30 protein-coding genes and 1 tRNA gene are annotated in these 25,258 nt (G+C 62.5%); 12 read left to right on the top strand and 19 right to left on the bottom strand.

The window, feature by feature from the left end; translation table 11 throughout:
* Positions 1-30 precede the first annotated feature (30 nt).
* The 4 genes from modA (at position 31) to csrA (ending at position 3,126) form a co-directional block, all read left to right on the top strand.
* Complete coding sequence (modA, locus tag V0R59_RS12050) at positions 31-783, top strand: molybdate ABC transporter substrate-binding protein (protein ID WP_375547362.1); 753 nt, start codon at positions 31-33, stop codon at positions 781-783.
* Positions 783-1,460, top strand: coding sequence for a molybdate ABC transporter permease subunit (gene modB, locus V0R59_RS12045; RefSeq protein WP_330074517.1), 678 nt, complete (start codon positions 783-785; stop codon positions 1,458-1,460). Before modA ends, modB begins: the two co-directional genes overlap by 1 nt.
* Positions 1,461-1,462: 2 nt before the next feature.
* Complete coding sequence (gene modC / locus V0R59_RS12040) at positions 1,463-2,560, top strand: molybdenum ABC transporter ATP-binding protein (protein ID WP_330074516.1); 1,098 nt, start codon at positions 1,463-1,465, stop codon at positions 2,558-2,560.
* Positions 2,561-2,928: 368 nt separating this feature from the next.
* Positions 2,929-3,126 carry a carbon storage regulator CsrA gene (gene csrA / locus V0R59_RS12035; RefSeq protein WP_330074515.1) on the top strand — a complete coding sequence of 66 codons (198 nt, stop codon included), beginning with the start codon at positions 2,929-2,931 and terminating at the stop codon, positions 3,124-3,126.
* Positions 3,127-3,214: 88 nt separating this feature from the next.
* Here the strand turns inward: csrA and V0R59_RS12030 are convergent, their stop codons facing one another.
* From V0R59_RS12030 to V0R59_RS12020, 3 genes are read right to left on the bottom strand one after another with little or no spacing between them, the layout of a single operon-like run.
* Positions 3,215-3,583 carry a response regulator gene (locus V0R59_RS12030; RefSeq protein ID WP_330074514.1) on the bottom strand — a complete coding sequence of 123 codons (369 nt, stop codon included), beginning with the start codon at positions 3,581-3,583 and terminating at the stop codon, positions 3,215-3,217.
* Positions 3,584-3,602: 19 nt separating this feature from the next.
* Positions 3,603-5,045: an ATPase domain-containing protein gene (locus tag V0R59_RS12025; RefSeq protein ID WP_375547359.1), complete on the bottom strand. Its 1,443-nt coding sequence runs from the start codon at positions 5,043-5,045 to the stop codon at positions 3,603-3,605.
* Entirely contained in the window at positions 5,024-6,199 is a 1,176-nt protein-coding gene (locus V0R59_RS12020; protein WP_330074513.1) for a two-component system sensor histidine kinase NtrB, read from the bottom strand. Before V0R59_RS12020 ends, V0R59_RS12025 begins: the two co-directional genes overlap by 22 nt.
* A gap of 273 nt (positions 6,200-6,472) precedes the next feature.
* On the opposite strand from V0R59_RS12020, the gene V0R59_RS12015 reads away from it, so the two are divergent.
* The 5 genes from V0R59_RS12015 (at position 6,473) to V0R59_RS11995 (ending at position 8,355) form a co-directional block, all read left to right on the top strand.
* Entirely contained in the window at positions 6,473-6,670 is a 198-nt protein-coding gene (locus V0R59_RS12015; RefSeq protein WP_330074512.1) for a hypothetical protein, read from the top strand.
* A gap of 9 nt (positions 6,671-6,679) precedes the next feature.
* On the top strand, positions 6,680-7,384 hold the full coding sequence (locus tag V0R59_RS12010; protein WP_330074511.1) for a YoaK family protein: 705 nt from the start codon (positions 6,680-6,682) through the stop codon (positions 7,382-7,384).
* Between the two features lie 87 nt (positions 7,385-7,471).
* Positions 7,472-7,556, top strand: a tRNA-Leu gene (locus tag V0R59_RS12005).
* Positions 7,557-7,687: 131 nt separating this feature from the next.
* A complete protein-coding gene (locus tag V0R59_RS12000) occupies positions 7,688-7,897 on the top strand; it encodes a hypothetical protein (RefSeq protein WP_330074510.1) in 210 nt (69 codons plus the stop codon).
* Between the two features lie 53 nt (positions 7,898-7,950).
* Positions 7,951-8,355: a glycine zipper domain-containing protein gene (locus V0R59_RS11995; protein ID WP_330074509.1), complete on the top strand. Its 405-nt coding sequence runs from the start codon at positions 7,951-7,953 to the stop codon at positions 8,353-8,355.
* Positions 8,356-8,386: 31 nt separating this feature from the next.
* Here the strand turns inward: V0R59_RS11995 and V0R59_RS11990 are convergent, their stop codons facing one another.
* Positions 8,387-9,001 carry a hypothetical protein gene (locus V0R59_RS11990; protein ID WP_330074508.1) on the bottom strand — a complete coding sequence of 205 codons (615 nt, stop codon included), beginning with the start codon at positions 8,999-9,001 and terminating at the stop codon, positions 8,387-8,389.
* Positions 9,002-9,222: 221 nt separating this feature from the next.
* Complete coding sequence (locus V0R59_RS11985) at positions 9,223-9,399, bottom strand: hypothetical protein (protein WP_330074507.1); 177 nt, start codon at positions 9,397-9,399, stop codon at positions 9,223-9,225.
* A gap of 329 nt (positions 9,400-9,728) precedes the next feature.
* On the opposite strand from V0R59_RS11985, the gene V0R59_RS11980 reads away from it, so the two are divergent.
* Entirely contained in the window at positions 9,729-9,971 is a 243-nt protein-coding gene (locus V0R59_RS11980) for a hypothetical protein (protein WP_330074506.1), read from the top strand.
* A 189-nt stretch (positions 9,972-10,160) separates the two neighbouring features.
* Here V0R59_RS11980 and V0R59_RS11975 read toward each other — a convergent pair whose 3' ends face one another.
* Entirely contained in the window at positions 10,161-10,412 is a 252-nt protein-coding gene (locus V0R59_RS11975) for a hypothetical protein (RefSeq protein ID WP_330074505.1), read from the bottom strand.
* Positions 10,409-10,702 (bottom strand): hypothetical protein, encoded by a 294-nt coding sequence (locus tag V0R59_RS11970; RefSeq protein ID WP_330074504.1) that lies wholly within the window; start codon positions 10,700-10,702, stop codon positions 10,409-10,411. The genes V0R59_RS11975 and V0R59_RS11970 overlap by 4 nt, the downstream gene beginning before the upstream one ends.
* A 107-nt stretch (positions 10,703-10,809) precedes the next feature.
* On the opposite strand from V0R59_RS11970, the gene V0R59_RS11965 reads away from it, so the two are divergent.
* Together V0R59_RS11965 and V0R59_RS11960 are read left to right on the top strand one after the other, a co-directional pair.
* A complete protein-coding gene (locus V0R59_RS11965; RefSeq protein WP_330074503.1) occupies positions 10,810-11,472 on the top strand; it encodes an SOS response-associated peptidase in 663 nt (220 codons plus the stop codon).
* A gap of 76 nt (positions 11,473-11,548) precedes the next feature.
* Positions 11,549-12,037 carry a hypothetical protein gene (locus V0R59_RS11960; RefSeq protein WP_330074502.1) on the top strand — a complete coding sequence of 163 codons (489 nt, stop codon included), beginning with the start codon at positions 11,549-11,551 and terminating at the stop codon, positions 12,035-12,037.
* Positions 12,038-12,043: 6 nt separating this feature from the next.
* Here the strand turns inward: V0R59_RS11960 and V0R59_RS11955 are convergent, their stop codons facing one another.
* From V0R59_RS11955 to V0R59_RS11900, 12 genes are read right to left on the bottom strand one after another with little or no spacing between them, the layout of a single operon-like run.
* Positions 12,044-12,547, bottom strand: a complete 504-nt coding sequence (locus V0R59_RS11955) for a DUF2514 domain-containing protein (protein WP_330074501.1) — start codon at positions 12,545-12,547, stop codon at positions 12,044-12,046.
* Positions 12,544-12,978, bottom strand: a complete 435-nt coding sequence (locus tag V0R59_RS11950) for a structural protein P5 (RefSeq protein ID WP_330074500.1) — start codon at positions 12,976-12,978, stop codon at positions 12,544-12,546. The genes V0R59_RS11955 and V0R59_RS11950 overlap by 4 nt, the downstream gene beginning before the upstream one ends.
* 57 nt (positions 12,979-13,035) lie before the next feature.
* Entirely contained in the window at positions 13,036-13,629 is a 594-nt protein-coding gene (locus V0R59_RS11945; RefSeq protein ID WP_330074499.1) for a tail fiber assembly protein, read from the bottom strand.
* Positions 13,626-14,381, bottom strand: coding sequence for a phage tail protein (locus V0R59_RS11940; RefSeq protein WP_330074498.1), 756 nt, complete (start codon positions 14,379-14,381; stop codon positions 13,626-13,628). Before V0R59_RS11940 ends, V0R59_RS11945 begins: the two co-directional genes overlap by 4 nt.
* A gap of 12 nt (positions 14,382-14,393) precedes the next feature.
* Entirely contained in the window at positions 14,394-15,251 is an 858-nt protein-coding gene (locus tag V0R59_RS11935) for a hypothetical protein (protein WP_330074497.1), read from the bottom strand.
* Complete coding sequence (locus V0R59_RS11930; protein ID WP_330074496.1) at positions 15,251-15,556, bottom strand: hypothetical protein; 306 nt, start codon at positions 15,554-15,556, stop codon at positions 15,251-15,253. Before V0R59_RS11930 ends, V0R59_RS11935 begins: the two co-directional genes overlap by 1 nt.
* The gene (gene gpJ / locus V0R59_RS11925; RefSeq protein WP_330074495.1) at positions 15,553-19,407 is read right to left on the bottom strand and encodes a TipJ family phage tail tip protein; all 3,855 of its coding nucleotides are present in this window, start codon (positions 19,405-19,407) and stop codon (positions 15,553-15,555) included. The genes V0R59_RS11930 and gpJ overlap by 4 nt, the downstream gene beginning before the upstream one ends.
* Before the next feature lie 54 nt (positions 19,408-19,461).
* Complete coding sequence (locus tag V0R59_RS11920; protein WP_330074494.1) at positions 19,462-20,058, bottom strand: tail assembly protein; 597 nt, start codon at positions 20,056-20,058, stop codon at positions 19,462-19,464.
* The gene (locus V0R59_RS11915) at positions 20,058-20,828 is read right to left on the bottom strand and encodes a C40 family peptidase (RefSeq protein ID WP_375547358.1); all 771 of its coding nucleotides are present in this window, start codon (positions 20,826-20,828) and stop codon (positions 20,058-20,060) included. The genes V0R59_RS11920 and V0R59_RS11915 overlap by 1 nt, the downstream gene beginning before the upstream one ends.
* 2 nt (positions 20,829-20,830) lie before the next feature.
* The gene (locus V0R59_RS11910) at positions 20,831-21,514 is read right to left on the bottom strand and encodes a phage minor tail protein L (protein ID WP_330074492.1); all 684 of its coding nucleotides are present in this window, start codon (positions 21,512-21,514) and stop codon (positions 20,831-20,833) included.
* Positions 21,511-21,849 (bottom strand): phage tail protein, encoded by a 339-nt coding sequence (locus tag V0R59_RS11905; RefSeq protein ID WP_330074491.1) that lies wholly within the window; start codon positions 21,847-21,849, stop codon positions 21,511-21,513. The genes V0R59_RS11910 and V0R59_RS11905 overlap by 4 nt, the downstream gene beginning before the upstream one ends.
* On the bottom strand, positions 21,849-25,250 hold the full coding sequence (locus V0R59_RS11900) for a tape measure protein (RefSeq protein WP_330074490.1): 3,402 nt from the start codon (positions 25,248-25,250) through the stop codon (positions 21,849-21,851). Before V0R59_RS11900 ends, V0R59_RS11905 begins: the two co-directional genes overlap by 1 nt.
* Positions 25,251-25,258: the final 8 nt, after the last annotated feature.

Below are 25,258 nucleotides of genomic sequence, written 5' to 3'. Positions count from 1 at the left end.
TTCACTCACCCACGGAGCTGTTTCATGCGTATGTCTGCACCTCGTATCGCCCTGACTGGCCTGTTCACCTTGATGGCGCTCAACAGCGCGTGGGCCGATGACGTCCAGGTCGCCGTCGCGGCCAACTTCACCGCACCGATCCAGGCGATCGCCAAGGATTTCGAAAAGGACACCGGCCACAAGCTGGTCGCCGCCTTCGGCGCCACCGGCCAGTTCTACGCGCAGATCAAGAACGGCGCGCCGTTCGAGGTCTTCCTCGCCGCCGACGACACCACCCCGGCCAAGCTGGAAAGCGAAGGCGCCACCGTCAAGGGCTCGCGCTTCACCTACGCCATCGGCACCCTGGCCCTGTGGTCGGCCAAGCCTGGCTATGTCGACGCCAAGGGTGAAGTGCTGAAGAAAAACGAGTTCCAGCACCTGTCCATCGCCAACCCGAAAGCCGCGCCATACGGCCTGGCCGCCACCCAGGTGCTGGACAAGCTGAAACTCACCGAAGCCACCAAGGCCAAGATCGTCGAAGGCCAGAACATCACCCAGGCCTTCCAGTTCGTCTCCACCGGCAACGCCGAGCTGGGCTTCGTCGCGCTGTCGCAGATCTACCAGGACGGCAAGGTCACCAACGGTTCGGCGTGGATCGTCCCGGCCGAACTGCATGACCCGATCCGCCAGGACGCAGTGATCCTGGAAAAAGGCAAGGACAACCCGGCCGCCAAGGCCCTGGTCGACTACCTGAAAGGGCCGAAGGCCGCTGCTGTCATCAAGTCCTACGGCTACGAACTCTGATGCCGCTCGACGCCAGCGATTTCGGCGCAATCTGGCTGACCCTCAAGCTGGCGTCGCTGACCACCCTGATCCTGTTGCTGGTCGGTACGCCGATCGCCTGGTGGCTGGCGCGCACCCGCTCCTGGTTGCGTGGGCCGGTCGGCGCGGTGGTGGCCCTGCCTCTGGTGCTGCCACCGACGGTGATCGGTTTCTACCTGCTCCTGGCCCTCGGCCCCCATGGCTTCATCGGCCAGACCACCCAGGCCCTGGGCCTGGGTACCGTGGTATTCAGTTTCACCGGGCTGGTGATCGGCTCGGTGGTGTATTCCATGCCGTTCGTGGTGCAGCCGTTGCAGAACGCCTTCAGCGCGATCGGCGAACGCCCGCTGGAGGTGGCCGCGACCCTGCGCGCCAGCCCGTGGGACACCTTCTTCAGCGTGGTCCTGCCCCTGGCCAGGCCCGGCTTCATCACCGCCAGCATCCTCGGCTTCGCCCATACCGTGGGTGAATTCGGCGTGGTCCTGATGATCGGTGGCAACATCCCCGACAAGACCCGCGTGGTCTCGGTGCAGATCTTCGACCACGTCGAGGCCATGGAGTACGCCCAGGCACACTGGCTGGCCGGGGCGATGCTGGTGTTCTCGTTCGTGGTGCTGCTGGCGCTGTATGGCAGCCGCGGCAAATCGGCCTGGAGTTGAACATGACCTCGTCCATCCGCGCCCGGGTGAAGATCGCCCGCGACGATTTCACCCTGGACGTCGACCTCAGCCTGCCCGGCCGCGGTGTCAGCGCCCTGTTCGGCGCCTCCGGCTCCGGCAAGACCACCTGCCTGCGCTGCCTGGCCGGGCTGGAGCGGGCCAGCGACGCCTATATCGAGGTCGAGAGCAGCGTCTGGCAAGACTCGGCAAACGGCATCTTCATCCCGCCACACCAGCGCCCGATCGGCTACGTGTTCCAGGAAGCCAGCCTGTTCAGCCACCTCTCGGTGCGCGGCAACCTGGAGTTCGGCTGGCGCCGCATCGATCCCGCCACACGCCGCATCAGCCTGCAGCAGGCTTGCGAGCTGCTGGGCATCGATCACCTGCTGACGCGCAAGGCCGACACCCTGTCCGGCGGCGAGCGCCAGCGTGTCGGTATCGCCCGCGCCCTGCTCACCAGCCCGCGCCTGCTGCTGATGGACGAACCCCTGGCGGCCCTCGACGCGCCGCGCAAGCGGGAAATCCTGCCGTACCTCGAACGCCTGCACGACGAGCTGAGCATCCCGCTGATCTACGTCAGCCACGCCCAGGAGGAAGTCGCCCGTCTCGCCGATCACCTGGTGCTACTGGAACAGGGCAAGGTCCTTGCCAGCGGCCCGCTCAACCAGACCCTCGCCCGCCTCGACCTGCCCCTGGCCCAGGACGAGGATGCCGGCGTCATCATCGAAGGCCGCTGCGGCGCCTACGACGCCACCTACCAGTTGCTCGACCTGCACCTGCCGGACAGCGACCTGCGCCTGCGCATTCCCCATGCGCCGCTACCAGCGGGGTCCAGCCTGCGGGTCAAGATCAATGCCCGTGACATCAGCCTCAGCCTCGCCGAGGACAGCCGTTCGAGCATCATCAACCGCCTGCCTGTCACCCTGCGTGCCTTGAGCGAACAGGGCAACCCGGCACAGGTGCTGGTGAGCCTGGAGGCTGGCGGACACCCGCTGCTGGCCCGGATCACCCGCTATTCCAGCGACCAGCTCGGCCTGCATGAAGGGCAACGGCTGTGGGCGCAGATCAAGGGTGTGGCATTGCTCGGCCACGGCGGCTGAACATACTTTCGCGCCCGGGCACGGGCGCAAAAGCATTCGAACAGTGCAAATGAAACTCATTTAAATCAATGAGTTAAAACCTCACAAAATGAAAGTTAATTCATGAAAGTTTCTCTTTTTATAAGAGAAATTTCCCATATGCGTTCAAGCCCCCTATGCTTGCGGGGTGGAACATTTCGCCAGGCGATTGTTCCGACTTTCCAATCCGACTCCCAACCGAAAAAGACATCAGCAAATATTTTGCTCGGGGAATTAATTTTCAACGAATGCGTCTTTAATGAAGGGAAAGAGGGCAGCGCTTCCCCCGGCGCTCCCCATCCTCCGTGGGTTTCGCCCACGAGGCATTTCAAGTTACCAAGGAGAAGTACATGCTGATACTCACCCGCAAGGTTGGCGAAAGCATCGTCATCGACGATGACATCAAGGTCACCATTCTAGGCGTCAAAGGGATGCAAGTGAGGATCGGTATCGACGCACCGAAGAACGTCCAGGTGCACCGTGAAGAGATCTACAAACGCATTCAGGCCGGCAGCCCGGCACCGGAGAAAGGAGAGGGCAATCTGTAAGCTGTCCGCATGACTCGAGTCGCACGGATGCGCCTGGTCCAGCACCGTATTGGGCCGCCTTACCCTTGTTGATCGCGCTACCGGGGGCTCACCCCCCGGGCGACGGCATCAATCGCCTGACCATCGCGATCAGGGTTTCGGGATCGAAAGGCTTATCCAGCACCTCATCGAACAGACCGGGATTCTGCCGGCCGATACTGCCCTGCGCGCCACTCATCAGGATGATCGGCAACGTCTTGAATTGCGGGTCCTCGCGCAACGTCCGGGCCAGCTCCTCGCCGTTCATCGTCGGCATCATGTAGTCAGTGATCAGCAACTCGACCCGGGTCTTGTTCAGCACTTCCAGGGCTTTCTCGCCGTTGCCGGCCTTTTCTACCTGATACCCGGCATCCTCCAGGGCGAACGCCAGGATATCGGAGATCACGTACTCGTCGTCGACTACCAGGACCGTGCTCATATCGTCAGACCGCGGCCCCTCAGGACCGCTCCAGCGGCTGCGCAGTACCGGAAAGCACCGCGGCGGCCTCGTTGAATGCCTTGTGCAACTCCATCCCCCCCTCACCGAAGACAACCTCCAGCAAGGCCGGGTCATAGCGACTGTCGCGTACCTTGAGTATCGACAGCACGCGCCTGAGCTGCGAGTTGAGTTCGACGAAACGCATCAAGAGCAGGTTGTCGACGATGCTCGACAGCTCCGGTGCCGGCGCGATGATTTCCGAGCCGAACAGGTCACGCATCTCCCAGGTCGCCAGCACGGTTACGTCGTGGGCGCGCAGCTCGCCCATCAGGGCGCGGAAGAATTCGTTCAGGCGCTCAGGACGGGTCGCCAGGCGAGCGAAGGCGCCCAGGTTATCGATCACCACGCGCTTGATGCCCAGCGCAACGACCTGGCGCACCAGGCGCGCGCCGACATCGTCGAGCAGGCCTTCGGTGGTCGGTTGCCAGAGAATGTGCAGCGCCCCGTCCCGCTCAAGCGCCGGGAAGTCCAGGCCGAGGTTGGCGGCTTTCATGCGCAGACGGACGGCAGATTCGTAGAAACCGAAATACAGCGCCGGCGCCGCAGGCGTGGCAGCGCTGAGGAAACTCAGGCCCAGGGAGGTCTTGCCACTGCCGGACGGCCCCATGACCAGGGTCACCGAGCCTTGCGCCAATCCGCCATCGAGCAAGTCGTCGAGGCAGGCCACACCGCTGCCGACCCGCGCCCAGGTCTCGCTGCCGGGGCCGGAAGGATGACTGTAGAGCGCTTCCAGACGCGGGTGCACCTGCAGGCCGTCGGCAGTGATCTCGCATTCGTGCAAGCCGGACAATGCCGCGCTGCCACGGGTCTTGAGCAACTGGATGCGACGCACCGCGCGGGCGCCGTGCAGGTCCTCGCCCAGCTCGATCACCCCGTCGACCATGGTGTGTTCGGGGCAGTCTTCCTCCAGGTGGATGCTGGTCAGCAGGAGCAAGGTACAACTGGCGAAGGCGGCATGGGCCTGCAGTTCGGAGATGAACTTCTTGGTGTCGAGCACCGATTCCGCCCGCGAGCGGGCATTGAGCAGGCCATCGATGATCAGCAGTGACGCACCGTGCCGGGCGATCTCGCTACGCAGCAGGCGGACCACCGCCTCCAGGCCTTCCTGCTCCATGGTGTCGAAGGCGCTGAGGAACTGGATCTGGTCGCCGATCTTCGCCGCGTCGAAGAACGACAGGGTCGACAGGTACTGGAACAGGCGCTCGTGGGACTCGCTGAGCAGGGTCGCCACCAGCACCCGGCCGCCACGCGCGACATGATTGAACGCCAGTTGATTGGCCAGCACGGTCTTGCCCGAGCCGGGACGGCCCTGGACGATATAGGCCGAGCCGGCGATCAATCCACCCTTGAGCAGATCGTCGAGGCCCTGGATACCTGTCTCTAGACGCTGGAGCTGTTCCACGATGCGCTCCCCTCCCCGTTGCTGACGACTGCCGGCAGGCACAGGGTCATGCAGGTGCCCTTCCCCGGCACGCTATCGACCCATATCCCGCCATTGCTCTGCTTGGCGAATCCGTAGACCTGGCTCAGGCCCAACCCCGTGCCCTTGCCGAATCCCTTGGTGGTGAAGAACGGCTCGAAGATCCGCGACAGCACGTCCTCGTCTATCCCTTTGCCGTTGTCGGTGACGCTGACCAGGGCGAAGGTGCCGACCAGGTCCTCGCGCTCGCCCAGGAGCATCTGGTTGCGCGCCCGGATACGGATCTCACCGCCGTTTTCCATGGCATCACGAGCGTTCAGCACCAGGTTGAGCAGGACCATCTGCAACTGCCCGGCGTCGACCTCGACCGGCGCCAGGTCGTCATCACACAGCACGTGCAACTCGATCTCCTTGGGCAGTGCCTGGTGCAACAGCGCGCGAATCGATTCGATGACATCCGCCAGGTCGACCCGCACCACGTTCAATTCCTTGCGCCGGGCGAAGCTGAGCAGTTGCTGGGTCATCTGGCTGCCGCGCTGGCCGGCGTCGATCACGTGTTCGAGCAAGCGCCGGGTGCGTTGCGGGTCCGGGCTGTTGATCGCCAGCTTGGCCGAGTTGAGGATGATGGTCAGCAGGTTGTTGAAGTCATGGGCCATGCCACCGGTCAATTGCCCGAGGGCTTCGAGCTTCTGCGACTGGAACAGCTGGGCGCGCATGGCATCGAGCTGCAACGCCGCGTCGCGGCGGTCTGTTATGTCACGGGTGATCTTGGCCAGGCCGATGACCTTGCCTTCCGGCGAACGCACCACATCCAGCGCCACCAAGGCCCAGAAGCGGGTACCGTCCTTGCGCACGCGCCAGCCTTCGTCCTGGGCCCGGTCTTCGCTGAGGGCCTTGCCCAGCAAATACATGGGGCGCCCGTCATGACAATCCTGCTCGGTGAAGAACAACGAAAAATGCCGACCGATGACTTCCTCGGCACGGTAGCCCTTGATGCGTTCTGCACCGGCGTTCCAGGAAACAATATGGCCGCTGAGGTCCATCATGTAGATGGCGTAGTCCACCACGGTCTGCACGAGCTGCTCGTACAGGCTGGAGTTCATGCCATGCAGGTCCTGGGGTTCGGAAGGATCCATTTCGGGGTCCGCTGACTGTTGTTGGAGTGTAGCTACAGCATACGCCGAGGACGACACCGAGTGAGGCGTATTCCTGCACCGAAGTTCGATTGCCTACAGAACATTCCTGCGCGGACCATATATTTGCCCCACAACCATTGCGCTGGATCAAGGTATAGCGCGATTGTAGCGGCTGCGCCTGCGGCAACAGCGGCGAGTTGCTATAGTCTGCGCGCCCGGCGGTTACGACAGACACGCGGTTGAGGAAAAGGGAACTTGGTCATCGACACACGCATGAAACGCATCCACGACGATCTCGAACACACCGCCGACGGCATGGAGCAGCTGGCCCACGGTCTGGCCGGGCATGCCCTGTACCTGCGCAACTCGGTACATGCCGAGGATGCCGTCGAAGTGAGTGAACGGATCACCGGACTCAAGGCTTCGATCAGCGACCTGCGCGCGGTCGCCAGCAGCATCGAGCGCGACTGAGCCGCCGCCATGCTGCCCGAACACCCCGGCGCGATCCGCAGGCCGCACGCCCTGCGCCTGTACCGCCAGCGCGGGCGGGTCGGCCTGTTCTTCGTCGGTGGCCTGTCGGTACTGGCAGGCATGACCGATGCCATCGGCTTTCTCGCCAGCGGCGATTTCGTCTCCTTCATGAGCGGCAACACCACGCGCCTGGCCGTGGCCGTCAGCGAGGGCGAGTTCTCGCTGGTGCTGCGCCTGGCCTTGCTGGTGGTCACATTCGTGGTCGGCAACGCCCTCGGCGTGATGATCGCCCGCTCCAGCCGCAAGCGCGCCTGGCCGCTGCTGGCCCTGACCGCACTGCTGCTGATGGCTGCCGCGTTCTGCGGTGACTACCTCGAACTGCTGGCCCTGCTCGCCGCCATCCTGGCCATGGGCATGCTCAACGCCGCCGTAGAAGAGGTGAACGGGCTGCCCATCGGCCTGACCTATGTCACCGGCGCCCTCTCGCGCTTCGGCCGCGGCCTCGGGCGCTGGCTGATGGGCGAGCGCCGCAGCGGCTGGCGCATGCAACTGGTGCCGTGGAGCGGCATGCTGTTCGGCGCAGTGCTCGGTGGCTGGCTGGAGCACCGCCTGGGTTTTGCCGCGCTGATCTTCAGCGGCATGCTCGCCGCGCTGCTGGGCGTGGCGTCGCTGCTGATCCCGCGACGCTGGGTGCAACGCTACATGGCGCGCTGAACCAGCGCCCTGACCGTTGACGGGAATATAACGATGAGTTATAAAGCCCGCTTGCTTAGAGAGGCTTCCTGAATCTTCAAGCAAGCTGCGAGTGTGGTGGAATTGGTATACACAGCAGACTTAAAATCTGTCGGCGCAAGCCTTGCGGGTTCGAGTCCCGCCACTCGCACCAATCCCGGAAAAGCGCCCATCGAGGCGCTTTTTTCATATCCGCCAATGACTTGGCGACACCTTTGCAACAAAACGCAAAAAACACGGTCATAGCTGCGCCATCGATCTACCGCCCCGTGGCGGTTAAAGGAAATGACCGTGCTGACCCGCCTGACCCAGTTTTCCCTGCTCGCTGCAATCCTGCTCTCGGCCGGCTGTGCCCATCACCATCGCCACCACGGCCGCGACGACGACGGCTGGCGCGATCGCGACCAGCGCCGCTGGCACGATGACGACCGCCGTCGCTATGACGATCGCTACGACTACCGTCGTGATGATCGCCGCTACCGCGACGACGACTGATTGCATCCTTCGCCCTGCATAACTGACTGCTCCCCTGCCCTGAGGTTTCTCCCATGCGTCTTTCATTGCCTACCCTCGCTCTAGGTTTTCTGATCTCCCAGGCCGCCCTCGCCGGTGACGGCACCACCGCCATCGGTGGCGGCCTCGGCGGCGTGCTGGGCAATGTCGTCGGCCAGCAGATTGGCGGCAGCACCGGCGCGACCATCGGCGCCGGTCTCGGCGGTGCGGCCGGCAGTGCAGTGGCGGCGAAGAAAGGCAACCGCACCGAAGCGGCCATCGGTGGCGGCATTGGTTCAGCGGGTGGCTCTTTCCTGGGCGGCAAGATGGGCGGCTCGACCGGCTCGATGATCGGCGCTGGCCTCGGCGGTGCGGCGGGCGGTGCAGTGGGCAACCATCTGGCGGATGACAATCGCGACTCCGGGAAACACAAGCACAAGCGTCGTCATCGGCATCGTTGACCAGGGCGCTGGCGCTCGGGGGCTTGCCTGGTCAGGTTGACGGCAGGCCCGCCAGTAGCGCCAGGGCGCGATAGTTCACTCCGCTGGAAACCGTGTCCAGGTAGGCATCGATCGCCTGGTCATCCTCGACCATCGACAGCATCTGTCGATGCCTGGCATGGGCTTGTTTCGACTCCACCGAGGTCTCCGGCTGCAAAGCCATCCGGACCAGGGTTTCCTTGGCATGCTCGGGAATCTCCGGGTAGTAGCGATAGTCCACCATGCCCTTGAGCAATACCCGGTCGAGTACGATGAAACTGCCTGTCGGCAGAACATCCGGATTCTCGGTGCGGCTCAACGCCATGTCGATCCTGCGCCCCCTGGACTCCACCCAACCATGGGACGCGACACCGTTCCACGAGTCCTCGCCGACCCAGCCGATGACCACATCGACGTCGATGTTGCGTTCTTTCTTCAGGTAGCGCTTGAGGAAAAACGACAAGTGATAGCAACCACCCCACATGCCGCCCTCCATGACGACTGCTCGATGAATGCGGGTGGCCGTATCGACAATGAAACGATCTTCAACGGACAGAGAGAGTAGCCATTCTCGATCCAGACTTTCGAACTTCTGCGCCAACAGCTTGCGTTGCCGTGCTTGGCCCATGGGCTTTGCTTCCTGCAAAGTTGATTAGTGCGCAAACCATAGACGCGGTGATCAGCGGGCACAATCTGTCAAATGTGATACATCGCAGATTTCATCAAAAGCACGGCGAACTTAACTTTGTTTTCATCAATGCCAGGGCAAGTTTCACTATCAATCAGCAATAGCAGTTTGACACCAAGTTCTCATCAACCGGATCGATTACTCTTCAAATGGCAGGCGAATCAGCGTGTCGGCGGCTTGCGCGCCCTGAGCAGCGCGAATCCGATATTGGGCAACATCATGATGATGAGCATGCCCCAGAACCCGACCTTGCCCGCCTCATGCAGGGCAGCGCCCAAAGCGATGAAGAGCACGAGGATCACGAAGCGCAGCGATACGAACTTTTCCAGGCCTCTCAAATTGGTTCTCCTGCAGGGTTCTGAAATTAGAAAGGTATATTGCGCCCAAATGAAAAAGCCCCGCAGACGTTAATCTGCGGGGCTTTCGAATATGGAGGCCGAGGTCGGAATCGAACCGGCGTAGACGGATTTGCAATCCGATCCAAGAATCACCGCCCCATGCAGCCTTGGCGCCAAAATCAGTTCCAAAATTAATCGAGATTTGTCGGGCTGCAACCCGCATTCTACAAGGGCCGCAGATTTAGTTTTGGAACCGATTTTGAGGGGCGGTGCAGGCCGAATGCCACTGTGGTACGGTTCGTTCTCCCAAAGTTCAAGGAGCGATTGAGATGGAGAACAGAGTCAAGTTGAACGCCGGCGAATCGTTGAAATTCGTGAGCTGCCAATCCAAAGGTTTCATGGCTGAAGAGGACATCAACGAGTACTCGGTGATTGACGCTCAAGGCAACATTGTCGGCAAAGTCGTGCACCGGGATCACACCGCGGTGAATGGATTCCGTAGGACGCAGTCTGTTCTTCAGACTGATGCTGACGGCAAGGTCGTCGTGGATGTTGGTTGGTCTGGCGACTAGCCTCAAGGATTACCCTGCAGCCTTCCAGTAATGCAGCATCATCGTTAGAAAGCACCCAAAGGCCGCGCCGTTCGCGGCCTATGCACGACACCTGTCTAATATGCATTTACGAGTTTTGCCGGTTTTCGCCAAGCAAATACGCCGTTTTGCGGGATAGTTTTAGACAGCTTCAAGCCCCCTCCATGGCGTTCAGCCAGCCTGCTGCCCTGCCTGGTCAGCATCATTCCCAAGCCACTCTGTTTCCTCATTCTCGGTCAGCGCCCACAGCCGTCCGGCCTCGGCGAGCTCAAGCATCTCCACCAACTGCCCGTCCTTGATGTCGCCCCGGCGACAGGCACTCATGGCCATCGCCGCAAGCACAGCAGCACGCCCGTCAGGATCGGCGAGCAGCTCAACCTGGTCCTGCAATTCCGCCACCCAGGCGCCCGGGAGCTCGGTCATGGCAGCCGGCACCACCAGGACTGCGCATAAAGCACGCCGTCGACTTCCTCAAAGCCAGTGATGTTGAGGCCGTTCTGCGCCATGCCATTGACGCAGGCGTCGTGGAGGCGCGGGATGATGTCGCCGTTCGGTGCCGGGTTGAAGACCGATGCTTCAATGCAGGGGCGACCGAGCACATGGCTGTGGTGGTACTCGATGTGGACATCAGCCCGCAGTGGCTGGGTCTTTTTGAGTCGGTCCGCAGGGATCACAACGCCGCGCTCGCGGCGACGAACAAGAAGGAAATGCATGGCGCACCAACACTGTATATAGATACAGCATTTCAACATCCGGTGAGTGGCACGCGCCAGTACCGCCCGGCGGGCTATGCTTTCTGGTCAGTCAGGAGGGGTTGCGAATGTGCGGAAGACTCACGCAGTACCGAGGCATACACGACTTCGTCGACGCCCTGAGCATGCCCGGGGCCCTGCGGAACAATGTCCACGAGCAACCGCTGGAGCGCTACAACGTTGCGCCGAGTACGTCAGTTGCCCTGCTCCGCGCAGACGGCGATGGGCTGCGGGCTGACATGGTGAGGTGGGGATGGCGACCGCACTGGGCAACTGATCGAGCAGCGCCGATCAATGCGAGGGTCGAGAAGGTGGCGCACGGTGCGTTCTTCCGCGCAATTTGGCCGCATCGAGCAGTGACGCCCGTCGATGGCTGGTATGAGTGGGTTGACGAAGGCGGGCCGAAGAAACAGCCCTACTACATCCGGCGCCGCGACGGCCGGCCGGCGATGTGCGCGAGCATCGGTCAGTTCGCCGGCAACGAGCACGACGGGTTCGTGATCATCACAGCCGACGCCGAAGGCGGGATGATCGACGTGCACGACCGCCGACCAGTCGTGTTATCGCCAGAGCATGCCCGCCAGTGGCTCGACCTTGCGATGCCGAAAGAACAAGCTGAGCAGCTGGCTCTTAGCCTCGGCGAAGGCCCAGATGCCTTCGAGTGGTATAGAGTCAGCGTAGCCGCCGGAAACGTGCGCAACCAAGGTCCGGAGCTAATAGCCCCGACCTGACCTCGATGGCCGCTCCTTTTTTCTGTGGTGTTCGGGTGGCAGAATGCAGCGGTTTACCTTGACAGGAATTGGTCCGATGCGAGCCGCTGCCACAGCTACGATTTTCCTTTCTGCAGCTCTATCTGGCTGCGGAACAACTACTGTCTCTCCGGCGATAGCCGGCAATCCAGGCGTCAAAACGGCTACCGGTCCAAACGGTTACCCCGTCCTCGCCTCGGTCACTTTCAACAGGTCCGGTGCCGCGACTCCTGACGCCAGGTCGGCATGCATCCGTAGCCAAGTCAACGACATCGAAGGTGCACCGGTGATCACCGGCAGTGCCGTCCAAGCGTCTGCGAAGACCTCCTTTTACTTTGCCGCTGTCGGCATGTCGAAAGCGTTTCGCTACTCGCTCGCCGTGCAAGGCGACAGCAACTCCACTTACACATTCGACCGGATGCGCTACATCAACGAAGGAAGCCAGGGCGGTCCACTGATGGCCTCTAGTTACTGGTCTCCGGAGTATGTAGTGCAGGAGCTCGAAAGCATTGCCGACAGCATCGACAGCTGCGCGCGCGGAAGATAATCGAACTCACGGACTCAAGGCATCGTAACTGCGCTCGCAAACCAGGCCGGCTATTCGCGCTCGGTCATACGCTGCCGCCAGCTCTCCCGCTCTTTCGTCAGCCCGGCGGAGCAAGTCGGAGAGCACCATTGCGGCGGCAGTGGCTGTCTTGCCTCGGGCGACAGCTGCGGTATCCGTGCCGGGGCAACCGACGCCGGCGGCGAGCTTGTTGGCTTCGTCGCGCAGCCGCCGGCCAGCATCGTCAGCGCCAGCAGCATCGGCATCAGCAGCCGTCTGTTCCTTCTGTGCATCTTCCTTCACCTTCTGTTGTGCCGCGGCGCGGCGTTGTTCTTCATCTCGGGCGTGCGCCTCGGCCTGGGCCCGAGCGTCGCTGTCGGCGGCGTCGCGCTCCGCCCAGGCCTTCTCCCACGCTGCGCGCTCGACTCCGCGCCCGTGCTGATAGATGCCCCAGTACGAACCCAGCACCAGCAGCAGGGTTACCGCAGCCCCTGCAGTTCGACCGGAGATCATGCCAGCGCCCTCCGCACGCCTTCGTCGATCACCGCGGCGCTGTAGGGGTTGCCGCCGTTCTCGTGAACGATGATGCCGACTACGGCCTCTCGCAGCACCTGCAGCCTGGAAATGTCGATCGATTCCCGCACCCCGACCCCCAAGCGCTTTGCGATCGCCTGGGCATAGGCCAGGGTGTTGTTCTCGCTGGCCGGCGCCCAACGGCTGATGAACTCCAGCGGGGTGTCGATGCCTGGCCTGCCTACGCCGGCCATACCGTCCTTGCCCCGGTAGTTCAGCAGCAGCTTGCCCAGGGCGCGGATGCCGTTCTCCGGACTGTCGAAGACGGCGAAGCGGCCGCCGGGCTCGACGCCGAGCTGGCCCTGCCAGTTGTTGCGTGGATTGAAATCGATGTTGCCGGGGTTGTTGTTGCGAATGCCGCGCGCGGTCATAGGGATTCTCCGGGCAAAAAAATACCGCCAGGTGGCGGTCGGTATGTTGAGTGCGGATCAGGCCGGCGGCGCTGGCCAGTCGATCTCCGCGGGGTAGCCGGGCTGTTCAGGCAGGCGGTTGAGCGCGACGCGGTAGCGCTTCCACTCTTTCAGCAGCGAAGCCTCGTCCTCGGTGGCTTCGTCGATGTCGACCGCATCCTGAAGCGGCGCGATAGCGGCGTCCGCTGCGGCACGACGCTGTGCGGTGTCGCCCACCACTACCGCCAGCAGCTGCTCAGCCGCGGCCTTGGCCTTTGCTTCTGCGGTGATGACTTGCGACCAATCGATCACCCCGGGCACCGGCGGCGGCATATCGACGATGCCAGTAGGCAGGCGCACCTGGCCGTCTGGAACCGCAGCCAGGTCGGCCGGGAAGCGAACGGCTTCAGGGGCGGCCTCGCCATGGGGCAGCATCAGCGTGATCACCAGGCCGGTACCGGTGCGCTCAACCGGAGCGATGATGAAGTCGCTGCCGACGGCGGCCGCAGGAAGCGTCGACCCGGGCTCAAGCCGCGAGAAGTCGAGCGCGACACCGTTGATCGTGAGCACGTCGCCAGACTTTGCCACTGCGAGAGAGATGTCAGAACGAATCGGAGAGAGCTTGAGGATCATGCGCGCCACCTGCCTTTTGCGATGAATTTCAGTGTTAACGTCTGGGCTTCAGATGAAGGGGCCAGAACGAAGAACGCCGGGGTCATTGTGCCGGACCCTGCGCTGTACGGGATTGCCCACGCAGTACCGCCGGAGGGGATGATTTGAATGATGCAATCGGGTACGCCGGTAAAACCCGCCGGGTAGGGCACGCCTGAGACATAGTTCGAAACGAACATCGCCCCGGCGGACCGGTTGATCAACACGGAGCCCAGGTCGACGAAGCCTTCACAGATCATCGACCCGTCCGGGTACCGCGTGTACTTGCCGTTTGCGTTCACGCCACCGTCTGTGCCGCCCTGAGCCAGACTGATGGGGGTGGTCAGGCCGCTCAGGGACGTGATGTCACTGTTGGCTCCGGACTTCGCTGCTCCGATGTTGCCGCGCAGCGTCACGATATCTGTCGCCCCACCGAACAGGGCGAGCGTCCCGCCGAACTGCTCGACGAACGCGCGAAGCCTGTCTGCCGACTCTTTTACGTAGCCCTGCATGGGGGCCAGGCCATATGACCCACCCGCAACAGTCGCGCCCTGGTACGCAGGCAGGATCGACATCACTGTCGCGCTCGCGATGTTCGTCACTTCGTACCAGCGCCCGTCAGGCCCCTGGAGTGCGTCGCCGACCCGCGCATTAGCCGCGAAGCTGGTCCCGGCGCCGGTGATCGTTGTTTGCCCGGCGGTAGCCGTGACTGTTCCTGCCCGATACCAAGGCATAGTTTGCTCCGTTCAATTAAATGGAAATGGTAGGCCGGCGGTTCTAATTACAAGAGCCCGAGGAAGAAGCGCTGGAACTGCGCGCCAGTAGTTGTATGGCGACCCCGCAACAACTGCGGAAGTTGTTGCTGCCGCGACAGTGAACATGAAGCGGACACCACCGACATATCCGCAGACGCCCTCCTGACTGCCGAACTCTCGACTCCCAGCTCCGGAAGCAGAACCACTGCACACTGCAGAGCGCGAGAACGTGATCGCAGCAGCAAGTTCACCGCCAGCGACCGGCACATCGACATACGACTTCATTTGAAAATAAGTCGTACCGCCGTTGGTGCCAATCATGCTGTTGTAGCCGCCGGTGTAGGCCGTGTATCGGTAGTCCCAGCCCGGCGAGACAATGGCGCCCGGCGCCGGGGCTTCCACGGATGCAATGATGTTCAGCGGCGGCATTCCAGAGTTGAACGTCAGTTGCCACGGGTTTTCTCGGAAGCACTTGAGGCCTGTGATCGGCCCCTCGTCAGTCATCAGGTCAAACACGTATGCCTTTGTTGATGCGGATGCGCCGACAAATAGAAGCGTCTTTTCACCGGCAACAAGCATCTCACCGCACGGACTTCCATCCCCGACAAGAAATGCAATCGGAGACGACCACTTGCTCAGGGTGATCCCATATATTGGCTCGCGCGGATCCGCATAGTCTGACCAGTTCGCGCCGTTGTTTGGATCGAGCTGTGAGCTACGCAAATACTTCTGCGGCCAATTCTCGATGAACCTCAGATAGCCACTCTTGCGCAATCCATAGCAGATCAAATCAGTGTCAAACAAAGACTGTTGGTCCTGCTCTCTGTACGCAACAAATTTCCCGGCCATCAGTAATACCCGTAATAGATCCGGCAGTTCGCAGAGAAATACCCCCAGCCGTTGGTACTGTATGAATAGGCCCAACTCATGCTGTTTCCGGAAATAGCTACCCCGGGCCTTTTCCCCTTTTCCCGGTTCATATCAACAAGCGATACGACCATGTAGAAGCGGGATCTCCCTGCGGGAAGCGGCGGAAGCGTTGCACTTCCGTCCTGCCCGCCCGTGACAACGCTACCCTGGGTCTGACTGATGAGGATGGTCATGTCCGTGATCACGGCGCCGCCTTCGGCGAACGCCAGAAATCCGGTACTCATATGCCGATCCCCATCTTCGTAGCTGGGTTGCCGCTGAGGTAGTAGGTGTTCACCTGGCCATTGCTGATCAGGGTCGAGCCGTTGGCATCCTGCCCGCGGATCACGACGCGCCCGGTCTTGAAGTTCAGCTCAAGCAGCGGCTGCCCTTGCGAGTTGAGCGCCTCGGAAACGATCGACATGCCGGCGACGATTTGCTGGACGAACAATGTGTTGATGAGGGCGGTATTGAGGAAAAGCCGGCCGTTCTCGAACACGAACAGATTCCCCTCGGCCCCATTGATGCCATCAACGATCACAACGCGCTGGCCAGAAAGAATGATCTCTCCGACCTCGCCGTCACTCCCCTGCACAATCCCGGTGGCCACGCGCTTGCCGTTGACGTTGGTCTCGGTCTTCCATGTGGACATCGAGGAGACCTTGCCGTCGACTGTGGACACGGTCTGGTCAACCCGCTGCACTGAAGCACGGGTATCGCCGAGGGACACTTCCAGCGACTCCGACTTGCGCGCCAGCGCCTGGTCAGCATCAGCAAGGGTCCGAACCTCGGTCGCAAACTTCGCTTTCGTCTGCCACGCGTCAAGTGCGCCGGTCAGGTCACCCTCCCCGGTGTCATCGCGCCCGGCGGTGTAGACGGACTCCACTGATGTGCGCAGCGATGCAACCGCCTGATCGGTATCGGACAACGACTCGCTGACTTGCTGAATGCGCGATGTGTTGTCGTCGACCTCTGTTGTCAGCTGGTTCAGGCTGCTGGCTGTCGACTGCTCGTTCGTAGCAACGACTTGTTCGAGCGTGCTCAGCCCGGCTTTGTTTCCAGCAACATCAGCATCAAGCGTCGTCAGCCGCGCGACAGTGGATTCATGCTCGCTCGCGCGCACACGCACCTCCTGGGCGAAACGCGCTTTCGATTGTGCCGCGTCCAGAGCATCGAGCAGGTCGCCCTCGCCACTGTCTTCCCGCCAGGCTGCCTGGAGGGCGGTCAGTTGGCTGGCCGACGCAGTAACCTTGCCGTCCAGCTCCTCGATTGCAGCGGTGTGCTGCTGAACCTGCATCGCCAACGCATCCACGGCCTGAGCGATCGTGCCGACATCCGACCAGTAGACTGGGTCCGGCGGCGCAGCGCCGGCCGGCACCGCGGCGCGAGCTTGGAACAGCCGCTGGCCCACGCGCACAACGTCGCCCATGGCGTAGACCTTGGACTCGTCGTACGCCAGCGCATCGGTCAGTTCGTCGATTCGCTCGTACAGCTCCTGCTTGGCTTCCTCAATGCGGCCGTTGACGGAGTCAGGACCATCACCGGAGATCTTCTCGATTTCATCGCGGAGCTCTTGGTACAGCGCGCTTGCGCCGATCTTGTCGCGGAAGTACTCGTCGTACAGCGACTGGTCCGAGCTTGCCTGGCCGTTCACACCGACACCCTCCGGGTACCAGGGTCCGATATTTCCAGAGCGATCGATCAGCCGCGCCCAGTAGAAGAACGAGGCGCCCGGCAGAAGTCCGTGCAGCTCGTGCTCCGCTTGCGGATAGGCGTAGTCGCCAAGCTTGAGCGCATCTTCGCGACTCGTCGTCTGGCTCTGCCAGATCTCGGTACGCTGCGTGTCTTCGGCGCCAGCGGGGAAGCCCCAGTTCAGCCGGGTGCCGTAGACCAGGGGCGTGGTTTGCAGGAACGCAACTGCCGGCGGCAGACCCTCCTTGCCTTTCAGCTCGGTCGGCGCGCTGGTAGCGAACACGGACGAAACGTCAAGCACGCTGACCGCGGCGACGCGCACTTGGTATATGCCGGAGTAGATCCCTTCGACCTCGGCGCCGAGGGTGCCGGTGGGTGGCAGTGGGATCCAGCTGCCGCTGTCCTTCCTCCATTCCACGTTGTACGAGATCGCGCCCTTCACGGCCGGCCAGGTCGCCCGCATGGTCGTGACAGCGATCCCCTGAGATACGACACTGCGCGATGCAATCGAAACGCTCTCCGGCGGCTCGATGACGCCAGGCGGGAGAATTGTGATCGGCTGCGGGTCTACCCGCGCGCCGTGATCAATCGCATCGAACTTGCCCGGCTCATGCTGCACGGCCGAGATCTCCCACTGGTGCATACCCTTCGGCTCGATGGTTTGAACGCGAAAGCGCATCACGGCCAAGTCGGCGCTTTCGACGGACCAGGCACACTCGGCCTCCGGAAGCTCCGAATAATCGGCCATTACCGTGACCGCCCGACCGGAAACAGACTTGACGATCCGCCCCTCGGCCTTACCGCTGGGCAGGTTGATGACCAGCCGGTCTTCCGGCTGCACCTGGGCATCGATGTCGAGCGTGATCACGCGCTCGGTCGCAGCACTGATCCGCCCTCCGTTCGGTCGACCGGAGAGCAGTTCGTCGGCAACACTGATGATCTGGCCAGGCTCAATGTTCCGGCCTTCCATCCCGGTGGTGAAACGTACCGTCCAGGTCTCCAGCTCTTCGGACTTCAATGCCCAGATGCCGTGACGAATCGCTTCACCCTCTACCGTGCAAGCGAACCTCGCAACATCGAGCATCCGGTGCCCGAGGACACCAATCATGTCCTCATTGGTGACCGGCACTGGCTCGGTCTTGAACTCGTTCTCGGGGTTGTCCCAACTCACCTTCGCGCGGGTATGCCGATCCGGCAAAGCGATGGCGCCGTAATCAAACTCGCCGATGATGTTGGAGCGGGTGAACACATAGCCGTCGTCATTGCCGGGGATGTCGGCAATGACGGTCACCTGCGAGCCGTTCCAGCAACTACTGCCACGGAACACGCTGGCGAGGTCGGACAACAGCGCGTAACCCTCGGCCTGATCCTGGATGTAGACGTTCGTTGTCATGCGCGGCTGCACGCCGCCCTTCCCATCCGGGACCATCACGTCGCAATAACGGCCGATCTCGTAGAGCGTCCAGCGATCCACCATGTCGGCGGTGATCCGGCGGCCGAGCCCGTAACGCCGATGCAGCAGAAGGTCATACCAGACCCAGGCCGGATTGTTGGAATAGGCCAGCTTGAAGGTGCCATCCCAACTCCCGGTGTAGAGCCGGGTCGAGGGATCGTAGTTGCTCGGCACCTTGATGATGCGTCCGCGGCACAGCAGGCTGAACTTGGGGATATTGGAGAACTGAGCGGCGTCGTACTGCAGAGCGGCAAGCGCGAGGTTCGGGTAGCGCAGCTTGGCATCGACGACCTCTGTCAGCGCCTTCACCCGCATTGTGTCCGCGAAACTTGCGGGGTCGTTGCGGTTTGGGGTTATGCGGCGCACGCGAAGGACGGCACTGGTGAAGTCGGGCGGAAGATCAATACGGTGGCTTCGCTCGTATTCGGTGGTTCCTTTGTCTGCGAGCGTTGCGCTGAGAACGGTGCTGAACGCGCCGCCATTCACCGAAAGCTCAATTGCGTAATCGATGCGGTAGCCGACCTGATCCCCATTGCTCTGGATTTGGAAGATCTGCGGCCAGGACAAGCGGACACGTACGGCCGAGAGGTCGCGGTTGGTGATCGCGCGCGTCCAGGGGGAATCGGAGCGCAGCTCGACCGGCAGCCCGCTGGACTGCTCGTATTCGGCAGCCGGGAAGCCAGCAATGTGCTCCTGGTCGACCGACCCGCTGCGGAACTCCCATGTTGTGCCTGGGAAAGCCTCGCTGCCGTCAGGACCGATCAGCGGCGTACCGTCCAGCTTGTACGAACGACCATCGTTCACCGGACCTGCAATCTCGCCCTCGCTTATGATGTAGAGCATTTTCGCGGTCGCAATCGACAGCGCGGTATCCGGGGCTTTGTATGGCGTATGCGGCTTGCTCTCGCCACCCTTTCCTCCCCCGATGTCCATCTGAACTGCTGCGCCCATGCTTCCCCCAGAAACGAAAAAGCCGCCCGGAGGCGGCTTGAGAAATTGTTGTTGCTACGCCTGGTCCTCGGCGTAGATGCCGGCCGAAGCCAAGGCACCGCCCACATCGCGCTCCCCGTAAAGAAGCGGTTTGCAACGGCCTTGCGCGGTGGTTGTGACCGCCCCGCCGAAGGCATATGACGATTTGTTGCCGTCACTTTCTTCGCCCAGCAGGCCGGTCGTGGACGGCGCCATATTCATGGCGATCCCACCGAGCATCATCCCGGCGCCGATTGCTGCCAGCCAATACTGCTGGGTGATTGCGCCGACAACGATCAGGACCGCACCGGCAATGGTTGCGAAGAGGCCGCCGGACTTGCTGCCGACAATGATCGGAGCAATGCGGATATCGTCAGCCTCGCCGGTGCGCATCTCCAGATCGCCCTCCTTCAGGTTCTGCGTGCCGCGGAACACCGCGAACTCCAGGCCGCGCTCGTGGCCCAGGCGCAGAAACCGGCGGAAGCCCGGGATCATCACCGACAGTGCGTGAATGGCCTCGCCACAGGAGCCAACAGCAAGGCGGTGCCGGCGCCCGAAGCGCGCCCCAAGCACGCCATAGAGGCGCACGGTGACCACTGGTGGCAACGGCGGAAGCATCATCGAAATAGCCATCACTCAACCTCCGGGGCTTTCTGGTGGCGAAGGATCATCACGGTACGCTCCGCCCACATGCCGCCGTAAACGTCGCGTGATGAGCGCTTGCCGTAGCGGTGGTGCAGGAACGTCCCGGGCGCTGCGTGAAGTTCCGCGACACTGGCCAGCAGGCCGTCACCCAGGTACACGCCGGCATGGTTGGGCGCCGCCGGCATCGACCCGCCAGCGGCGGCGATCTGCATTACCACCAGGTCACCCTTGCGCAGATCGGTAACCCGGTAGAAGCCAGCCTCCTCGCAGTAGCGCTCGTACAGGCTTTCGCCTTCATTCCACCAGCCGTCACGGCGCGGGAAGTTCGGCAGTTCAATGGCCCACTCCCGGGCGTACCAGTCGCGAACCAATGCGTAGCAGTCCAGGATCCCGTGATGGAATTCCCGATCAAGCAGCGGCGCCTGGTAGCCCTCCGGCTTCAGGGTGGTGGTGTCGCCGCCGGGCCAACCGAGAATGAACCATGGCAGGCCGTGCAGCTCGCAGCTGACGCGGTCAGCCATGCTGGGGGTCGCCAGGGCATTGGGGTGGCTATGCACGATCTCCACCACCTCGCCGCGATCCTCCGCCGCGCACAGGTCCTGCGGGTTGATGATGAAGTGCTCGCTGGGCGTCTGGGCGTCGTTGCGGCACGGCACGTACACCCGCCGACCGCCCTCACGGATCACAACGCCGCAGGCCTCGCGGGGCAGCTCTGCAGCAGCGTGAGCCTGTACCTGTTTCAGAAGGGTCTTGTTCATCGTCACACCAGGCCGGCGCCGGGGACGCCGCCGAAGGGTAAGGGGTTGTTCTCGCCGAAGCGCTTCTTGCAGTCGCTCAACCGCCCGCCGCACCGGTCGAGGGCCGGGTCGTCGACTTGGTTGCCGTCGGCATCGAACATTGCGGCGCCGGTGTAGTTGCAGTCAGGTCCGCGGTACTCGCCCCAGAGACACCATTCGCATCGATTCATGATCAGGCCGCCGGGCAGCATCTGCCCCTTCACCGAGGTCGGCGGCGCCAGCCCGAAGACAATCTCTTGCCGGCCGATGCTGGTCGGCACGTTGATGAACGAGATGCTGGTGCGCTCTTGGTCGCTCGCATCCGGGTTGCCGCCGGGGAAGTTGGCGGCGTCAAGGTACTTCGCGTACGTCTCGCGAACAGTCACCTTCACGCCCACCAGGTGGTGGAACCTCACGCACAGCGCAGTGACGACGCCATCCAGGTTGCCGAGCTTCAGCATCGGCGAACTGGTATTGCCCTCGGCACCACGCCCGAAACCGCCAACCTCGAAAGGCCGGGGCTGGTAGACCTGCCCCTTCCAGTAGATGGGGTCGGCCTGCTGGTGGGCGTGGTAACGCAGCGTGCCCATGCCTCGGGATTCCCCGTCCAGCTCAATGAGCTGGATCAGGGCTCCGGGTTCGAGCTTCTGGTCATCTGCTGTAATCATGGGCTGAAAACCTGCTGGAAATTGGTGCTGAGGGTGAAGCGCTTGCGGCCGTGGCTGGTGGTCTGCCAGCCTCCCGTAGTGACGAACCGACCTTGATCCTGCATGGGTGGCGTCCACAGGAAACTGGTTGCGCCCTTGTGCCGCTGGAAGAACTCCAGGATCGGCTTCAGGTACTGCTCGGTACCGGTGAAGGACACCGGATAGGAGCTGGACAGGTTGTTGATCCCGACCGAAAGGCGCTGGCTGTAGCCATTGCCGTACTGCGACGCCAGCACGTCAGCCTGCGTGTCGCTGGAGGCGCCCACCCGGGGCGACCAAATGAACTCCTCTAGCATCAGCCATTCCTCCTGTTACTGGGATCAAGTAGGCCGTTCTGGCCCTTCTCGCGGATGATCACGCCGCGGGCGACCTTGGGCATTTCTTCCCGCACGGTGGCGAGCAGGGCCTGGCCCATGGCCTCATATCCGGCGGTCGTCTCGACTGAGCCGCCGGTTCCGTCGCTATTGATGTTGATGTTGATCTGCGGAGCACCGCCGACCGCGCCATCCGAGGAGACGCTGGGCACGGTTACAGGGGGCGTGCCACTGACACCCCCAACGAACCCGCCAGTGGCGTAGCCTCGCAGACCGGTTCTGTTCAGTCCGACCAGGTAATCCTTCATGCCGGGTTGATCGACGACCTCCTTGCGGATCACCACTTCACCGCCGTGCACGACCCCCTTGGGTTCGAGCTTGCCGCCAGGGCCGGTGTAGCCGCCTTCGGAGAAGCCCGCGAGTGCCATGCCGGCGACCATGCCGGCGTTGGCATACCCCGCGGCCAGCAGGGCAGCGCCCACCGGGATGCCGCCCAGGACAGTCAGCTCAGCCGGCGCCTTGGCTGCGGCGATCTGGGCATTCATGATGATCGAGGCCACCGCGAACGCCTTCTGGGCAATGAACAGTGCTTTGTAGGCACCGGACTGCTCGCCGGCGATCTTCCCGACCATGTCCGCAGCCTGCCCCGACAGCTCGCTGAAGGTGCTCACAACGGCCACTCGGTAAGAATCCTGAATGGACGCAAGGCGCTTGCTGCTGGTCTGGTTGATCTCTGTTACACGGTCCAGATAGCGCTGCTCCGCCGCCAGCCGCTGCTCGTTCGTCGACTCCTGGTTTGCGAGCACTTCGGCGAGCAGCTCGGACTGCATCTGCAGTTGGCGGCCATGCCATTTGCGCAACTGCGCCTCGGCCTCGGCCGTCTTGATCAGTTCGCCGGAGGCTCCTGTCACTGACGCATCAAGACCATCGAACTTGGGCGCCTTTTCAATCGAGGCCTTGGAGATTGATGTGGTGGCCTCAGCGTATTGCTCCGTAGAGAGCCCGCCCTGCTTCTTCAGTCGCTCCAGTTCCGCGTAACGCTTGCGGGTCGTAGCAAGCAGGCTGTTCTCCTGGGTCTGCACCTCCCCCATCAGATCCTTGAAAGACTTCTGGGTGTTGAGGTGGTCGACGGCGATGGCCGCTCGTTCGAGCTCTGTCTTTTTCGCCTGATCCAGCTTGCTCAGTGTGCCCTTGGTGGTGTCGAACTCCACCTTGGCCAGCTCGGTTTTCTGGCCGTGGACGTCAGCCTGCTCATGCAGCGAGCGAAGTGTCCGCTCGTAGCTGTCGTTCAGCTGCTTGGCCTGCTGGGCCGCAGCGGTAGCAGCCTGCTTGGCTTTGGTCGCGGCATCCTCTCGGGACTTCTTGGCCTTTTCCTCTGCATCCTTCGCTGCCGCCGCCGCCTGAGCCTTGGCGAGCAGTGCCTTTCCCTCAGCTGTCTGGGAAAGGTTGTCCTTGGCGGCCAGGCGGTTGATCTCACCGAGCTCGGTGGGGTCTTTGAGTTTCGCCGTCTGCTCTACGAGCGCCTCAATGCGCTTCTCCCAGGCAGTGGTTACCGCTGGGCTGGGAGGCTGGATGCTGTTCAGGCTTTTGCTAACTGCTTGGGCACCATCGGCGGCGGATGCCATCACGCCGTTCAACGCATTGATTTGGTCGCCCAGGAGGCCGGCCTTCCCAATTACCTGCTGGTACTTTCCTGCCATGCCCTCCAGCTCGGCCTGCACCTCCTTGTAAGGCTTGGTTGAGCTGATGACGGACTGAGTGGCGCGATCGATGTCGATACCGCCGGCCACGCTTCTTCGGAAGTTGGTGGCTGCAGCTGATCGCTGGTACTGGTTGGCCTGGAACCGATCACCGGAAAGGTAGCCGCCAACAGATGGCCTGACGATCTCCTCCATCTGCTTGGCTAACTCGGCTGCCTCTCGCTGGGCCGCTGCCTGCTCGGCGATGAGCTTGTCCAAGATCGGGCGGCGCTGTGCATTGCCGAGGGCCTCCCATTCCTTGCGCAGTTCGGAAATCGGAGTTCTGAGGTCGGCTGCCGAGGTGTTGGCTGCGCTAGCGTTTGAACTGAACAGCAGAAAACTCGCCGCTGTCCCGGCAACGAGCGCAGCAAGGCCGATCGGGCCGCCCAGCAGCGAAAGAAGGCCGGCGCCAACTCGGGCGCCGAGCGAAGCTGCTGCCGTATTCGCGGCCTGTGCCGCAGTCAGTGCCCGAGTGGCCTCCAGCTCGGCAAGCTTCGCCGCAGTTAATGCTCTTGTCGCCAGAGCCGCTTCAGCCGTAGTGGTGGAGAATGCAACACGACGCTGAGCTGCGATGGCGTCGGCCTGGGCAACTCGCAGAGCAGTTGCAGCGGCGTCGACCTGAGCAGCCGTGCGACCTACTTCTGCTGCAGCTGCCGCCCGAGAGGCGATCACCTGCTCCCGGAGGGCGCCGACGACCTCCAGTGACCGCTTGGCTCCATATGCAACTGCTGCAGCTCCGGCGGCGGCCGCAAGCAAATCAAAGTTTTCAGCCGCAAGCGTCAGGGCGGCGGAGAGAGAGGTAGTCGTGCCCGTGGCGCCGTTCATCCCGCCCAGCCACGCCTCCATGGCGTTCTTCAGGGTGGTGAAGCCAGAGGCGACAGAGTTCGGCATTTGCTTGTATTCATCGCGCAGAACGCCGAGCTGGCTGATCAGTGCCGGCACGACCTTGTCGATTGTCAGCTTGCCATCGTCAGCCATCCCCTTCAGAGCTTTGCGCTGCACGCCCATTCCAGCAGCAAGAGCACGTATCACCCTGTCTGCGCTGGTGTTCACCGTGTTGAACTCTTCACCCCTCAGCACGCCAGCTGCAAGCGCCTGAGAAAACTGGGTAATCGTGGAGGTGGTTTCCTCGGCATTAGCGCCCGACAACTGAAGTCCGGTAGCGAGAACCTCGGTGATGCTAAGGGCGTCCGCCGACGAGTATCCAAATTCACGCATGGATGCGGATGACCGCGAGAACATGTTGGCATTGGCGGCGAATGCCGTGCCCGTCTTCTGCGAAATGTCGAAGATCGCTTTCTGGTTGCCCAGGAAGTCAGCCTGGCTGGTCGACGCCATCCTGAGACGAGCATTCACGGAGCCCCAAGCGTCAGCCATGGTGACCAGGCTTCCAGCTGCTAGTGCTGCGGCCATGGCTCGCGCATATTCGCCGGCGCCAGCGGTGAGCGACTGGAGCGCAGAAGTTTGCGCCTCGATCGCGGACTGCTGGGACCGCCAGCTGGTAACGGACCGCTGGTTGCCCTCGGTGATGGTGCGCAGATAGTTGCTGCCCATGCGCGAGGCGCGAGCCATTTCTCGTTGATACGCGCCGGTTTCAGCCGAAACGCTGACGATCAGCGAGCGCAGCGTTTGGCCTGATGCCATGGAGGTGC

The sequence above is a fragment of the Pseudomonas ulcerans genome, from assembly GCF_036324125.1.
Classification (GTDB): Bacteria; Pseudomonadota; Gammaproteobacteria; order Pseudomonadales; family Pseudomonadaceae; genus Aquipseudomonas; species Aquipseudomonas ulcerans.
Note: the sequence above shows the minus strand (reverse complement) of the source record. Positions and strands in the feature narration are given on the sequence as shown.

Excerpts from the sequence above, each read along its gene's own strand:
- V0R59_RS11920 (WP_330074494.1), bottom strand. The coding sequence starts at position 20,058 with ATGGCTATTTCGATGATGCTTCCGCCGTTGCCACCAGTGGTCACCGTG.
- V0R59_RS11965 (WP_330074503.1), top strand. The coding sequence starts at position 10,810 with ATGTGCGGAAGACTCACGCAGTACCGAGGCATACACGACTTCGTCGAC.
- V0R59_RS11960 (WP_330074502.1), top strand. The coding sequence starts at position 11,549 with ATGCGAGCCGCTGCCACAGCTACGATTTTCCTTTCTGCAGCTCTATCT.
- csrA (WP_330074515.1), top strand. The coding sequence starts at position 2,929 with ATGCTGATACTCACCCGCAAGGTTGGCGAAAGCATCGTCATCGACGAT.
- V0R59_RS11910 (WP_330074492.1), bottom strand. The coding sequence starts at position 21,514 with ATGATTACAGCAGATGACCAGAAGCTCGAACCCGGAGCCCTGATCCAG.
- V0R59_RS11955 (WP_330074501.1), bottom strand. The coding sequence starts at position 12,547 with ATGATCTCCGGTCGAACTGCAGGGGCTGCGGTAACCCTGCTGCTGGTG.
- V0R59_RS11935 (WP_330074497.1), bottom strand. The coding sequence starts at position 15,251 with ATGGCCGGGAAATTTGTTGCGTACAGAGAGCAGGACCAACAGTCTTTG.
- V0R59_RS12010 (WP_330074511.1), top strand. The coding sequence starts at position 6,680 with ATGCTGCCCGAACACCCCGGCGCGATCCGCAGGCCGCACGCCCTGCGC.
- V0R59_RS11990 (WP_330074508.1), bottom strand. The coding sequence starts at position 9,001 with ATGGGCCAAGCACGGCAACGCAAGCTGTTGGCGCAGAAGTTCGAAAGT.
- V0R59_RS12030 (WP_330074514.1), bottom strand. The coding sequence starts at position 3,583 with ATGAGCACGGTCCTGGTAGTCGACGACGAGTACGTGATCTCCGATATC.
- V0R59_RS11980 (WP_330074506.1), top strand. The coding sequence starts at position 9,729 with ATGGAGAACAGAGTCAAGTTGAACGCCGGCGAATCGTTGAAATTCGTG.
- V0R59_RS11930 (WP_330074496.1), bottom strand. The coding sequence starts at position 15,556 with ATGAGTACCGGATTTCTGGCGTTCGCCGAAGGCGGCGCCGTGATCACG.
- V0R59_RS11995 (WP_330074509.1), top strand. The coding sequence starts at position 7,951 with ATGCGTCTTTCATTGCCTACCCTCGCTCTAGGTTTTCTGATCTCCCAG.
- modA (WP_375547362.1), top strand. The coding sequence starts at position 31 with ATGTCTGCACCTCGTATCGCCCTGACTGGCCTGTTCACCTTGATGGCG.
- V0R59_RS11900 (WP_330074490.1), bottom strand. The coding sequence starts at position 25,250 with ATGGCATCAGGCCAAACGCTGCGCTCGCTGATCGTCAGCGTTTCGGCT.
- gpJ (WP_330074495.1), bottom strand. The coding sequence starts at position 19,407 with ATGGGCGCAGCAGTTCAGATGGACATCGGGGGAGGAAAGGGTGGCGAG.
- V0R59_RS11915 (WP_375547358.1), bottom strand. The coding sequence starts at position 20,828 with ATGAACAAGACCCTTCTGAAACAGGTACAGGCTCACGCTGCTGCAGAG.
- V0R59_RS11905 (WP_330074491.1), bottom strand. The coding sequence starts at position 21,849 with ATGCTAGAGGAGTTCATTTGGTCGCCCCGGGTGGGCGCCTCCAGCGAC.
- V0R59_RS11940 (WP_330074498.1), bottom strand. The coding sequence starts at position 14,381 with ATGCCTTGGTATCGGGCAGGAACAGTCACGGCTACCGCCGGGCAAACA.
- V0R59_RS11970 (WP_330074504.1), bottom strand. The coding sequence starts at position 10,702 with ATGCATTTCCTTCTTGTTCGTCGCCGCGAGCGCGGCGTTGTGATCCCT.
- V0R59_RS11945 (WP_330074499.1), bottom strand. The coding sequence starts at position 13,629 with ATGATCCTCAAGCTCTCTCCGATTCGTTCTGACATCTCTCTCGCAGTG.
- V0R59_RS11975 (WP_330074505.1), bottom strand. The coding sequence starts at position 10,412 with ATGACCGAGCTCCCGGGCGCCTGGGTGGCGGAATTGCAGGACCAGGTT.
- V0R59_RS11950 (WP_330074500.1), bottom strand. The coding sequence starts at position 12,978 with ATGACCGCGCGCGGCATTCGCAACAACAACCCCGGCAACATCGATTTC.
- modB (WP_330074517.1), top strand. The coding sequence starts at position 783 with ATGCCGCTCGACGCCAGCGATTTCGGCGCAATCTGGCTGACCCTCAAG.
- V0R59_RS12020 (WP_330074513.1), bottom strand. The coding sequence starts at position 6,199 with ATGGATCCTTCCGAACCCCAGGACCTGCATGGCATGAACTCCAGCCTG.
- V0R59_RS12000 (WP_330074510.1), top strand. The coding sequence starts at position 7,688 with ATGACCGTGCTGACCCGCCTGACCCAGTTTTCCCTGCTCGCTGCAATC.
- V0R59_RS12015 (WP_330074512.1), top strand. The coding sequence starts at position 6,473 with ATGAAACGCATCCACGACGATCTCGAACACACCGCCGACGGCATGGAG.
- modC (WP_330074516.1), top strand. The coding sequence starts at position 1,463 with ATGACCTCGTCCATCCGCGCCCGGGTGAAGATCGCCCGCGACGATTTC.